Origin of the sequence: Flavobacterium succinicans (genome assembly GCF_001662485.1) — a bacterium.
GTDB classification, from domain to species: Bacteria; Bacteroidota; Bacteroidia; order Flavobacteriales; family Flavobacteriaceae; genus Flavobacterium; species Flavobacterium succinicans_A.
This window is the reverse complement of the sequence record NZ_JMTM01000053.1, coordinates 288,489-300,501: the sequence shown is the minus strand read 5'-3', so window position 1 is coordinate 300,501 and position 12,013 is coordinate 288,489. Positions and strand designations below refer to the sequence as shown.

Sequence of the window (12,013 nt, the reverse complement as noted above, 5' to 3'; positions counted from 1 at the left end):
GGTATTCCTACCAACTTACCTTAAATGAATTTTCTGGATACAACTCAGGAACCCACATGGTTACTTTAGGATTTGACTTTTTACAAGGGGTTAGTAATTGTCCGTGTACCCAAAATCCCGTTCATGAATAATTAAATTTATAAACTTACGATTGAGCCCTTTTCGTTTTTTGGAAAGGGCTTTTTTATTTGGTTAAATCGTTTCACACCTAAAACCCAATAGCCAACACGCAACACCCACTTCCTATAGCCGATTAACAATTTAATTGTGTAATTTTTAGATTTACATCGATTTCGTTATTAATTAGCTATTTTTTAATAGGAAGCACTAGAAATCAAAATTGCAAAATAGCGTATCTTTGTGTGACTTTAGTAATTTTTAAATTAAATACAGATATAATGAAAACTTTAAACGATTTCAATTTCAAAGATAAAAAAGCAATTATTCGTGTCGATTTTAATGTGCCTCTAGATGACAATTTTAATGTCACAGATGCTACTCGAATTGAAGCTGCAAAACCTACGATTGATAAAATCTTAGCCGACGGTGGAAGTGTTATTTTAATGTCCCACTTAGGAAGACCAAAAGGGGCAGAAGATAACTATTCGTTGCGCCATATTGTAGCTAAGGCTACTGAAATTTTGGGCGTTCCGGTTCAATTTGCAACGGATTGTATTGGAGAACCTGCTACAAGTGCAGCGGCCGCTTTGCAACCAGGGCAAGTGCTTTTGTTAGAGAATTTACGCTTTTACAAAGAAGAAGAAGCTGGTGATGTTGATTTCGCAAAAAAATTAGCTGATTTGGGTGACATCTACGTAAATGATGCTTTTGGAACCGCTCACCGTGCTCATGCTTCGACTACAATCATAGCTCAATTTTTTCCAACTAGTAAATGTTTTGGAATGTTATTGGCTAAAGAAATTGAAAGTTTGAACAAAGTATTAAAGAACAGTGAGAAGCCAGTAACAGCTGTATTGGGAGGTTCTAAGGTGTCTTCTAAAATCACAGTTATCGAAAATATTTTAGATAAAGTTGACCACATGATTATAGGTGGTGGGATGACCTTTACTTTTGTAAAAGCCTTGGGTGGTACTGTTGGAGATTCTATTTGTGAAGATGACAAACAAGAATTGGCATTGGAGATTTTGCGTTTGGCCAAAGAAAAAGGAGTACAAATTCACATTCCTGTAGATGTTGTAGCTGCCGATGATTTCTCTAATACAGCTTCTACGCAAATTGTAGATGTTAGAGAAATTCCTGATGGATGGCAAGGTCTAGATGCAGGCCCAAAATCATTAGAAAATTTCAAGAAAGTTATCTTGGAGTCCAAAACGATTCTTTGGAATGGACCCTTAGGAGTTTTTGAGATGCCTACTTTTGCAAAAGGAACGATTGCCCTAGGAGATTACATCGCTGAAGCAACTGCTAACGGTGCTTTTTCTTTAGTAGGTGGAGGCGATTCAGTGGCTGCTGTAAAACAATTTGGCTTCGAACACAAAGTAAGTTATGTTTCTACTGGTGGTGGCGCCATGTTAGAAATGTTAGAAGGAAGATCCTTACCAGGAATTGCTGCTATTTTGGAATAAGCTACAAGAAAGCCTTTCAAAAATTGCATTACTATTTAAATAATCCTATTTTAACATATTTTTTGGTATAAAAAAGGATCATAAAACCATAAATATTGTATATTTAACAATATTTATGGTTTTTTTTAGTTGTAACCAATTAGTTTTGCAAGAGTAATGGGTTAACCTACTGAAATAAAACACATTGAAATCAAATTTTATGAGTCTTAAAAATGCCACACTAAGCTTATTGTTTCTAATTTCTTCTGCTGTTTTTTCACAGCAAGTTGTTGAAGTAAAACCTATTCAAGCTGCTCCGATACCACTTACTTATTTAGATTCTATCAAGCAAACTTTTGTACGTCACACGATCACAGAGCAAGTCGATAGCTTATGGATGAAAGAATTGACAAATCTTGACATTTATGAAGACTTAACTAAAGATATTCAAACTATTAATACAGATCAAAGTGTCGATTTTGAATTGCCTACCGAATTATTAAAACAGCGTTTAGCCGCATTGGATGCTAAGTCGCCTTTTCATATTGAATACAATCAAGGACTAGAAAATTTAATCAAATCCTTTTTGAAGAATAGGAAAAAAGCATTTGCTAGATTAATGGCGACTTCTGAATATTACTTTCCTATTTTCGAAGAAGCTTTAGCTAAGAAAAATATTCCTTTAGAAATAAAATATTTAGCCATAGTAGAATCGGCTCTAAACCCGAAAGCCGTTTCAAGAGTAGGAGCAACAGGGCTTTGGCAATTTATGTATCATACCGGAAAACAATATAATTTACGGATTGATTCCTACGTTGATGAGCGATCGGATCCGTTGAAATCCTCAGAAGCAGCGGCACAATATATGGCCAATATGTATCCTTTATTTAACGACTGGGATTTGGTTTTGGCATCATATAATTCAGGCCCAGGAAATGTCACCAAAGCCATTAGAAGATCGGGTGGGCAACAACGTTTTTGGGATTTAAAAAAGCATTTACCACAAGAAACCCAAGGCTATGTCCCCGCTTTTTTAGCTACAATGTACTTGTATGAATACCATAAAGAGCACGGCATTAAACCCGAGCGTGCGACTTTCAAACACTTCGAAACGGATACGATTCGTATTCAAAAAGAAATCTCTTTCAAACAAATTGCAGATTTAATTGATATTCCTGTAGTCGAGTTGCAATTGTTGAATCCTTCCTATAAAATGCATATCATTCCTGTTTATGGCGATCAGCCTAATTATTTACGATTACCACAAAGTAAAATCGCAATTTTTACTTCTAATGAAGACAAGATTTATGCTTATGTAGCGCATGATAATATCGTTAGAAGACAACCTTTGCAAGGGCCAAAATCAGTTTTGGCGTCTAGAGGAAAAGCTACAGATTCTTCGGATGTGGCCTCCATTAATGAATGGTACAAAATCAAAAAAGGGGATAATTTAAATACAGTGGCCGCCGATTTTAAAGTTGCTGTTGCCGATCTAAAACGGTGGAATGGAATCAAAGGAAATACAGTTCCATTAGGTAAGATACTAAAAATTAAAACGGTACGCCTTGGAGTAGAAACCAATCCGATAGCTGTTGCTAGTACTGCCGTTGCTGGAGTTAAATCCGCAGAAAAAGTAAAGGAAACACAATTAGACTCGTTGTTAGTTTCTCCAAATGCTACTCAATATGTCGTCCAGAAAGGGGATAATTTGAATAGTATCGCTCGCAAATACAATGTTTCCGTGGATGATTTACGTTCATGGAATCCTACAACAGCTAACAATTTGAAACCAGGAATGAGTTTTCAGGTCGGAACTGCTACAGCTGTTGCGGTACAAGAGGGAATAAAACCAGAATTAAAAGACATCACTTATACAGTGGTTGAGGGTGATAATTTAGGAACTATTGCCAAGAAATTTGGAACAACACCTGCAAATTTAGTAGCATGGAATGCTATTTCTAAAAATAAATTACCGGTGGGAACCGCTTTGATTGTTGCAAAAAATGAGATTGCCATTATCACCAATAATGCTACGGCCAATTCGTTTAAAAAGAAAGAATTGTTTCCGACAGCTAAAGCGAAAAACGTCTCGAATGATTACTATGTAAAAAAAGGAGATTCTCTTTATAGCATCTCTAAGAAATATCCTGGCGTTACTATTTCTGATTTAGAGAAGTGGAACGGTATAACCGGTAATGATTTAAAACCTGGAATGAAGTTGAAAATAAACGGATAATACCATAAATTAGTTACATTTGGGTTTTGATTTATAAGATAAAAATTATGAATAGAGCCCATTTTTTATGCCTTTTTGTTTCGTTAATTTTGTTTTCTTGCGCTAAGAAACAAGAGCCATTATTGCGTGGATCGGTAGGTAAAATCAATACCATTGCCGTGATTATGAACGATGCTTTATGGAATGGAGAAGTGGGGGATTCACTTAGAAACAAACTTGCAGCTCCTGTTTTCGGACTGCCTCAGGAGGAACCGTTATTTACCATCAATCAATATCCGGATAAATTAGTAGAAGGATTTGTCACCGATAGTCGTACCATTGTCGTGGTGAAAAAAGGCGTAACGACCAGTTTTGAAATCAAAAAAAATCAATATGCTACCCCGCAAACCGTTTTTCATCTCACAGGAACTACGAATGACACGCTTTTATATTTATTAGAAAAGCACAGCGCAGAAATGATTCGGTTAATTAAAGAAGGCGAAATCCAAGCCAATCAAAAAAGTAACCGTGAATCGTTATTGAATCCCAAAATAATAGAGAACAAATTTCATATTCGCTTGGATGTCCCTTCAGATTTTGAATATGCATTACAAAAACCTCGATTTATTTGGTTAAAAAAAGAAATTGTGAGCGGAAGTATGAGTTTGTTGCTGTATCAGGTTCCTTTGAATACCATCCAAACCCAAAACCCCATTGCTTCTATTATCCGAATGCGAGATTCCATTGGGAAGTTATATATCAAAGGCAGAGAAGAACAAACGCCCATGATTACAGGCGAGGGGTATGCTCCGTATTGGTTTACTATAAAATTAGATCATCGCCCCACCTTTGAAACGAAAGGGACTTGGGAATTAAAAAATGACTTCATGTCTGGCCCCTTTATCAATTATGTGATTTTTGATAAGGAGTATAACCGAATCATGGTGTTAGAAGGTTTTTGTTACTCACCCGCTGACGAAAAAAGAGAGGTGATGTTTGCGTTAGAATCGATTATTAAATCAGTTAAAATAAGTAAAAGAAAACATAAGAATTGATATGGAAGTACATTGGGAAATAAAACCGTTTGAAGCATTGACTGTTGATGAGTTGTATGATATTTTAAGATTGAGAAGCGAAATTTTTGTAGTTGAGCAAAATTGCGTCTATTTGGATTTGGACGGAAAAGATAAAAAAGCCCTACACCTTTTTGGAGCCTACGAGGACAAAATTGTTGCCCATGCTCGTTTGTTGCCCGCTGGCATCAGTTTCCCCGAAGCTTCAATAGGACGAGTTGTAGTCGATTCCAATTATCGCGACAAAAAGTGGGGTCATGAATTGATGCAAAACGCTATCGGAGGAATTGCTACTCATTTTAACGAAACAGTGATTACTATTGGTGCTCAATTGTACCTGAAAAAATTCTACGAAAGCCATGGTTTTGTGGCTATTAGCGAGATGTATTTAGAAGATGATATTCCGCATATAGAGATGAAAAGGGGCTAATCATATAGATTATGATTCTTAGATTTCCATTTGCACAAATGCTGATTTTTGTCACATCGAGCGCAGTCGAGATGCAGTGATGGTTCTCGACTGCGCTGGAACTGACATTAGAGTTATTTTAAACTAGATTTTTGTTTTCTAAAACATTAGGAGAAGAATTTAAAGGACATTAAAACTAACTTATATGACCTTAAATTTTTTTATATATTAAAAATCAGACATTGACTTGAATACTTATATGCCTAATATGTGTTTAAGAATTAATGCTAATTTTTATTGGGTGTTTTTTTTACATCTTCAAAATGCTATTGTACTCCGCTGAAGTAGTCAACACGTTTACTGCCTTTTTGATTTCGGGATTGCTTTTGATGTAGTATTGGTACAATCCTTCTTGGTATTGGTAGCGTTTGATAATTTCGTCTAGCAATAAATTTTTAATTTCTTTTTGATTTTTTTCCAAAGCATTCCATTCACTTTTTTGGATGGCGTTCAACAATTGTTGGTATTCTGCAGTAATGCTTTCGTCTATTTTTTCTTTTTTGGCAGCTGCTAAAGTCTTTTTCAAATTTACTTCGGTTTCTGTATCCAAATTGAATTTTTTGTTTTTCAAAAATTGTTTGAAATCATTGTAATCCGCATCTGTGATAGTTGGGATAGTATTACCTAAATTAGGATTTTTGTAATAATATGTAGTGGCATAATCAAAGACAGCATCGTTTTTAATTACGGCATTGGCTATGGAGCTTACTTGCGTTTCTGCTAATTCAATGTCAGGCTGTATACCTCCTCCGTCGTATACGGTTCTTCCTTTTCTGGTTTTAAAGGCATTATAATTTTTTTCTTCTGTACGCGTAGCTACTCCATTTTTATCTTTTCGAGTATAATCCAAAGCTTGGATGCAACGACCCGAAGGCGTATAGTAACGAGAAATAGTTACTTTTACTTGTGTTCCAAAAGACATATCGATAGGGCGTTGTACCAATCCTTTTCCAAAACTACGACTGCCTAAAACCACTGCACGATCCAAATCTTGCAAAGCACCTGCCACAATTTCAGAAGCCGAAGCGCTTTTTCCGTTGACGATGATGACCAAGGGAATGTTCAAATCTACTGGTTCTCGAGTCGTTTTATAGGTGTTGTTGTATTTTTCTACTTTCGATTTGGTAGTTACTATGGTTTCGTTTTTTGGCACAAAGAGATTGCAAATATTCACCGCTTCATTCAATAGCCCACCAGGATTGTCTCTTAAGTCCAAAACGATACGTTCGGCGCCTTCTTTTTTGAGTTGTTCCAAAGCGTCTTTTACTTCTGAGGAGGCTTTTTTGGTGAAATGAGTCAATACAATATAACCTGTTTTTGCATCAATTTTCCCGAAGAATGGCACCGATTTGATTTCTACTTCATCCAAAACCAATTGGGTACTTAGTGTTTTTCCTTGACGGATATATTTAATGTCAATCTTAGTGTTTTTGGAACCTTTGAGCAATTGCGACGCATCATCTTTGAAGTCTTTCAGCACGACATCGCCAATTTGAATAATAGCATCGCCAGCTTTAAGACCCGCTTTGTCAGCAGGGAAATTTTTATAGGGTTCTTTGATAATCAATTGGTCTTCCTTGCGACTGATTAATGCACCAATTCCAGTGTATTCACCGGTATTGTTGATTTTGAACTTCACCACATCTGCTTCATTAAAGTAATTGGTGTAGGGATCCAAACTCGCCAACATTCCTTTGATGGCCTTATCCATCAAATCTCCTGGATTGGTCTCATCTACATAATTAGAGTTGACTTCTTTAAAAAGCGTGGTAAAAATTTCTATTTGTTTGGCAATTTCAAAGAAATCATTTTTGAAACTTACCCCAACAAACAAAAAGGCTGAAGCCAAAACAGGAATGATGTATTTTTTTTGAAAAAATGCGTTCATAAGGAAAGTGATGGTTTATTAATAGACCTCTAAATTAGTAATAAAACAGGAATAATAAAGGGAATACGTTTTTTTAGGACAATTCTGTGCTAGACGAATCAGTATCTTTAGCTTGAGCTTCTTTCTTTTGAGCTAGCTGCGACACAAATTTCTCAAACAATTGAATCGTTTTGGTGTTGATTTCATCGAAAGACAAACGCTCTTTGGTTTGGTAAAAAAACATAAAAGCAAAGGGTTCATCCAAATGTGGAATCAGCAAGTGCTTGTTTAATCGATAAGTTTCTCTCAGTACGCGTTTGAAGTAATTGCGATCTACCGCTTTTTTGAAGTATTTTTTAGAAACCGAAACACCCATTTTTATCCTCTGATTTTCCTCTTTTTTTTGCGGGCAATACACCAATCGCAAAGGATATTTCGATACCGATTTGCCTTCGGTGAATAATAATCCGATGGTGATTTTGCTTTTTAGTTTTTCTTCTTTTGGGTACTTAAAATTCATTGCATTCGAAAAAGTGGGATAATCCTAGCGAGCAAAGGTACAATTAAACCCCAAATGGATTATTGTTTAGGATTTAAATCGTATTAAAAAAATTTAATTCGTACTTTTGACCTTTTATTACACTAACATGCAAAAAATAATTTCGTACCCCTTATCCGTTATTTACTATTTGTGTTTTGGGCTTTGTTTGGTAATCTTTCATCCTATTCAATGGATTTGTTTTAATGTATTTGGTTATCAAGCCCATAAAAAAAGTGTCGATTATTTGAACTTCTTTTTGGTAAAATGTACTAATCTTTTGGGTACCACTTATCGATTCGAGAATTTAAAAAGTGTACCTAAAAATGTCCCTCTAATTATAGTAGCCAATCATCAAAGTATGTATGACATTATTGCTATTATTTGGTACATGCGCCGTTATCATTGTAAGTTTGTGAGCAAAAAAGAGCTGGGCAAAGGAATTCCGAGTGTGTCTTATAATTTACGTCATGGTGGATCGGTTTTAATTGATAGAAAAGATCCGAAACAAGCCATTCCAACCATAAAAGGCTTATCGGATTATATAGAAAAAAATACCCGATCAGCCGTTATTTTCCCTGAAGGAACCCGAAGTAAAACTGGTAAGCCGAAAGAATTTGCGCAAAGCGGATTAAAAATATTATGTAAGTATGCGCCTTCCGCTTATGTGGTGCCTATTACAATAAATAATTCCTGGAAGATGGTGCGTTTTGGTGCTTTTCCGATGGGCCTCGGAAATCGTTTAACGTTTACCATTCATGAGCCGATGGCGGTCAAAGACTATGCTTTTGAAGAACTGATTCAGAAAACAGAAGCCGCAGTAGTAAGTAAAATTCAATTTTAATATATAAATAGCATGTCAATAAAAAACATCCGATTAGAAGTGATGCAGTTTTTAGAAAAAAACGTCGATAGTTTTGTGGATCAATTTCTAATTCCGGTAGAAAAAATATGGCAACCTTCTGATTTTTTGCCAAATTCTGAGAGCAATACTTTCTTAGAGGAAGTAAAAGAATTAAGAGAAATTGCCAAAGATTTACCTTATGATTTCTGGGTAGCTCTTGTAGGAGATACCATTACCGAAGAGGCTTTGCCAACCTACGAATCTTGGTTGATGGAAGTAGAAGGAGTAGATAACCAAGAGCGCAATGGCTGGTCCAAATGGATCCGTCAATGGACGGGGGAAGAGAACCGCCACGGAGATTTGTTGAACAAATATTTGTATTTATCTGGTCGTGTAAATATGCGCGAGGTTGAGGTTACAACGCAACATTTGATTAACGATGGTTTTGATATAGGAACTGGTACCGACCCTTACAAGAACTTTGTGTACACAAGTTTTCAAGAGTTAGCTACTTATGTTTCGCACAATCGTGTGTCCCAGTTGGCTAAGAATTTTGGTGATAAGAAATTATCAAAATTATGTAAAATGATTGCTGGCGACGAAATGCGTCATCATTTAGCATACAGCGAGTTTGTTGACCAAATTTTTAAAGTTGATCCTAGCGAGATGATGTTAGCTTTTCAATACATGATGAAGCAAAAAATTGTGATGCCAGCTCATTTTTTGAGAGAGTCTGGACAAAAAATAAGTTCTGCTTTTGAACAATTTTCTGATTCAGCTCAGCGAATTGGTGTCTATACTGCGAATGATTATGTGGATATTATGCAAAAATTAATTGAGAAGTGGGAAATCGATAAAATTGGAGGATTAACAAGCGAAGCAGAAAAAGCTAGAGATTATTTAATGAAATTACCATCAAGAATGGCAAAAATTTCTGAACGTTTGGTAATTCCAGCGGAGTCTTATATTTTCAAATGGGTTGAACCAGCTAGATTGTAATCCTTTCATTTTTAACAAATATAGATTAAAATAAAGCGCATAAAAACTGATTTTGAAGAACATCACTTTGAAATCAGTTTTTTTTTCAAAACAAAACATCTCCTATGAATCACGCCAAACTAATTCACGATACGATTCTTTTTGTAAAACAAACCCTTGCCGATGCTGAGGGAGGACACGATTGGTTTCATATAGAAAGGGTATATAAAAACGCTTTACTTATTGCTACATCAGAGACCTGTGATACACTTGTGGTTCAACTTGGAGCTTTATTACATGACATTGCCGATAGTAAATTTCATGAAGGAGACGAGACTATAGGTCCAAGAACGGCGAGAAATTTTTTGGAATCGCAACACGTAGCCGAAGAAGTAATTGTACATGTAGTTCAAATTATTGAAAACATTTCTTTTAAAGGGGGTAAAACAAAACGCAAGTTCTCTTCTATTGAGTTAGATATTGTGCAAGATGCCGATCGTTTGGATGCCATTGGTGCGATTGGAATTGCAAGAGCCTTTAATTATGGTGGATTCAAAAACAGAGCCTTGTATAATCCTGATATTGCGCCTAATTTACGGATGTCCAAGGAAGAATATAAGACTAGTCAAGCGCCAACCATCAATCATTTTTATGAGAAGTTATTGTTGCTAGCCGATAAAATGAATACGAAAACCGGTACAGCATTAGCGGCGAAAAGGCATAAATACATGGAAAATTTCTTAGCTCAGTTTTATGCCGAGTGGGAAGGGGAAGTTTAGTGTTCAGTTGGCAGTTTTTAGTATGCAGTAGCTATAGATCTTCTGAAAAAAGGTAAAAATTTACTTATTTTCACTAGCTTTTAATTCCAGCATAACGTCCGATGCATTTTTAAAGGTAGGCTCGCTTTCTGTCAAACTGCCTACTCTTTTTTTGTTCAATTTAAATGTCAAATCCATTTCTGAAGTAAAAAGTAAGGCGGTCAAAAACGGATTATTCATATACGGACTCAACACGAAAAACGCTTCTTCTAACGAATGGAAGCTTTCTATTTCTTCGGTTTTATAGCGCGCAATTATAGAAAATTCTAAGGTATTATGATCGGTTATAATTGGGCGAGCATAAATGTTTTTTAATTCGGTATCCCCAATGGTTTTGGCCAAAGTCAATTTAGCAAAAGTACGATCTTCGATACTTGCAATTACTTTTTGCCAAAATTCAGCAAATATAGGTTGGAAGGACATAGGTTGTAGTGTTTTATAGATTAAAGGATATAATCCCAAAAATTTTGACTGTGAATGACTGCTGTTGTTTTTGGATGGTATTTTTCGGTGAAAGATTTGGTAAATCGTACTTTCTGATTGGGATTGTATTTAATTTCAAAAGCTTCGATTTCGGTATTTTTTAGTTCCAAATAATCGATCTCGGCTTGTTGTGTATTGCGCCAAAAATAAGTGTCTTTGAACTGATTTTCATAAATCAATTTTTTCTTTCTTTCGCTAATTATAAAGTTTTCCCAAAGGGCACCTACATCGTCACGAAGTTCTATGGGATTGAAATTTTTGATGATTCGATTGCGGAGACCATTGTCCCAAAAATAGACTTTTCGCCCTTTTTTGAGCTCATTATCTTGGTTTTTGCTGAAAGCAGGTAAGCTAAAAACAATGAAATTTTTTTCTAAAATATCAATGTATTTTTCAACGGTCAGGCGACTTATTCCTAATTCATTTGCCAAAGAACTGTAATTAATTTCGCTACCAATTCTATACGCTAACATTTGAACTAATCGCTGTAAGGTGGCTGATTTTTTGATGCCATCTAAGTTTAAAATGTCTTTGTATAAAAAACCATCAACTAAATCATTGAGTATTTTTTCTTCCTGACCAGGATGATTTACTACTTCAGGATAATAACCAAATACTAATCGATGAGGGACCAAACGGGTTTCTTCAATAAAATTAGTATGCTTTACTAATTCCGCAAAGTTTAGTGGGAAGAGTTGTAATTCTTCTTTTCTTCCCATCATCGATTCTTTTGTTTTGTCTGCTAGTTCAAAAGCACTACTGCCCGATGCGATGACCTGAATTTCTGGAAAATTGTCTACCATTCTTTTAATCAAAAGCGCAATATTGTGAATCATTTGAGCCTCGTCAATTATCAACATAGTATTATTTCCTATCAGCGCTTTTAGTCGGTCGGAGGTGATGTTTTCTAATAGCAATTGGGTATCGGGTTCATCGCCATTTAGCCATAAATAAGGATGATTTTTGACCGTGTTTTTGATCAAAGAGGTTTTACCTACTTGCCTTGCGCCAAATACTACTATGGCTTTTCCTTTGAAAAGTAAAGCATCAATGGCAGGTTGTTGGGTTCTTTGTATCATTTATCAATCCTTTTGAAGTTACAAATATATCATAATTTGACATTCAAATATCAAAAAAATATAATAATATGATATTTGAATATC

The 12,013-nt window shown here is 35.5% G+C and carries 11 protein-coding genes and 1 pseudogene; 8 read left to right on the top strand and 4 right to left on the bottom strand.

Going from position 1 to position 12,013, the window contains the following annotated elements; genetic code table 11:
- The 5 genes and pseudogenes from FLB_RS14510 to FLB_RS10230 all read left to right on the top strand — a co-directional run.
- A pseudogene (locus tag FLB_RS14510) lies at nucleotides 1-131 on the top strand (type IX secretion system membrane protein PorP/SprF); the annotation flags it as partial.
- Between the two features lie 267 nt (nucleotides 132-398).
- Nucleotides 399-1,586 (top strand): phosphoglycerate kinase, encoded by a 1,188-nt coding sequence (locus tag FLB_RS10245; protein ID WP_064715855.1) that lies wholly within the window; start codon nucleotides 399-401, stop codon nucleotides 1,584-1,586.
- Nucleotides 1,587-1,785: 199 nt separating this feature from the next.
- Nucleotides 1,786-3,801 (top strand): LysM peptidoglycan-binding domain-containing protein, encoded by a 2,016-nt coding sequence (locus FLB_RS10240; RefSeq protein WP_064715854.1) that lies wholly within the window; start codon nucleotides 1,786-1,788, stop codon nucleotides 3,799-3,801.
- A 47-nt stretch (nucleotides 3,802-3,848) separates the two neighbouring features.
- Nucleotides 3,849-4,835, top strand: coding sequence for a DUF4837 family protein (locus FLB_RS10235; protein WP_064715853.1), 987 nt, complete (start codon nucleotides 3,849-3,851; stop codon nucleotides 4,833-4,835).
- A gap of 1 nt (nucleotide 4,836) precedes the next feature.
- Nucleotides 4,837-5,283, top strand: coding sequence for a GNAT family N-acetyltransferase (locus tag FLB_RS10230; protein WP_064715852.1), 447 nt, complete (start codon nucleotides 4,837-4,839; stop codon nucleotides 5,281-5,283).
- Between the two features lie 289 nt (nucleotides 5,284-5,572).
- Here FLB_RS10230 and FLB_RS10225 read toward each other — a convergent pair whose 3' ends face one another.
- Both FLB_RS10225 and rnpA read right to left on the bottom strand, forming a co-directional pair.
- A complete protein-coding gene (locus FLB_RS10225; protein WP_064715851.1) occupies nucleotides 5,573-7,210 on the bottom strand; it encodes a S41 family peptidase in 1,638 nt (545 codons plus the stop codon).
- Between the two features lie 73 nt (nucleotides 7,211-7,283).
- Nucleotides 7,284-7,709, bottom strand: a complete 426-nt coding sequence (rnpA, locus tag FLB_RS10220; RefSeq protein WP_064715850.1) for a ribonuclease P protein component — start codon at nucleotides 7,707-7,709, stop codon at nucleotides 7,284-7,286.
- A 127-nt stretch (nucleotides 7,710-7,836) separates the two neighbouring features.
- Between rnpA and FLB_RS10215 the strand changes: the two genes are divergently transcribed.
- The 3 genes from FLB_RS10215 to FLB_RS10205 all read left to right on the top strand — a co-directional run bounded on the left by FLB_RS10215 (nucleotide 7,837) and on the right by FLB_RS10205 (nucleotide 10,328).
- A complete protein-coding gene (locus FLB_RS10215) occupies nucleotides 7,837-8,571 on the top strand; it encodes a lysophospholipid acyltransferase family protein (protein ID WP_064715849.1) in 735 nt (244 codons plus the stop codon).
- Nucleotides 8,572-8,583: 12 nt separating this feature from the next.
- The gene (locus tag FLB_RS10210; RefSeq protein WP_064715848.1) at nucleotides 8,584-9,570 is read left to right on the top strand and encodes an acyl-ACP desaturase; all 987 of its coding nucleotides are present in this window, start codon (nucleotides 8,584-8,586) and stop codon (nucleotides 9,568-9,570) included.
- A 104-nt stretch (nucleotides 9,571-9,674) separates the two neighbouring features.
- A complete protein-coding gene (locus tag FLB_RS10205) occupies nucleotides 9,675-10,328 on the top strand; it encodes an HD domain-containing protein (RefSeq protein ID WP_064715847.1) in 654 nt (217 codons plus the stop codon).
- Between the two features lie 60 nt (nucleotides 10,329-10,388).
- On the opposite strand, the gene FLB_RS10200 is transcribed toward FLB_RS10205, so the two are convergent.
- Both FLB_RS10200 and FLB_RS10195 read right to left on the bottom strand, forming a co-directional pair.
- Nucleotides 10,389-10,790: a hypothetical protein gene (locus FLB_RS10200; RefSeq protein WP_064715846.1), complete on the bottom strand. Its 402-nt coding sequence runs from the start codon at nucleotides 10,788-10,790 to the stop codon at nucleotides 10,389-10,391.
- A gap of 20 nt (nucleotides 10,791-10,810) precedes the next feature.
- On the bottom strand, nucleotides 10,811-11,929 hold the full coding sequence (locus FLB_RS10195) for an ATP-binding protein (RefSeq protein ID WP_064715845.1): 1,119 nt from the start codon (nucleotides 11,927-11,929) through the stop codon (nucleotides 10,811-10,813).
- Nucleotides 11,930-12,013: the final 84 nt, after the last annotated feature.

Excerpts from the sequence above, each read along its gene's own strand:
- FLB_RS10245 (WP_064715855.1), top strand. The coding sequence starts at position 399 with ATGAAAACTTTAAACGATTTCAATTTCAAAGATAAAAAAGCAATTATT.
- FLB_RS10240 (WP_064715854.1), top strand. The coding sequence starts at position 1,786 with ATGAGTCTTAAAAATGCCACACTAAGCTTATTGTTTCTAATTTCTTCT.
- FLB_RS10235 (WP_064715853.1), top strand. The coding sequence starts at position 3,849 with ATGAATAGAGCCCATTTTTTATGCCTTTTTGTTTCGTTAATTTTGTTT.
- FLB_RS10230 (WP_064715852.1), top strand. The coding sequence starts at position 4,837 with ATGGAAGTACATTGGGAAATAAAACCGTTTGAAGCATTGACTGTTGAT.
- FLB_RS10225 (WP_064715851.1), bottom strand. The coding sequence starts at position 7,210 with ATGAACGCATTTTTTCAAAAAAAATACATCATTCCTGTTTTGGCTTCA.
- rnpA (WP_064715850.1), bottom strand. The coding sequence starts at position 7,709 with ATGAATTTTAAGTACCCAAAAGAAGAAAAACTAAAAAGCAAAATCACC.
- FLB_RS10215 (WP_064715849.1), top strand. The coding sequence starts at position 7,837 with ATGCAAAAAATAATTTCGTACCCCTTATCCGTTATTTACTATTTGTGT.
- FLB_RS10210 (WP_064715848.1), top strand. The coding sequence starts at position 8,584 with ATGTCAATAAAAAACATCCGATTAGAAGTGATGCAGTTTTTAGAAAAA.
- FLB_RS10205 (WP_064715847.1), top strand. The coding sequence starts at position 9,675 with ATGAATCACGCCAAACTAATTCACGATACGATTCTTTTTGTAAAACAA.
- FLB_RS10200 (WP_064715846.1), bottom strand. The coding sequence starts at position 10,790 with ATGTCCTTCCAACCTATATTTGCTGAATTTTGGCAAAAAGTAATTGCA.
- FLB_RS10195 (WP_064715845.1), bottom strand. The coding sequence starts at position 11,929 with ATGATACAAAGAACCCAACAACCTGCCATTGATGCTTTACTTTTCAAA.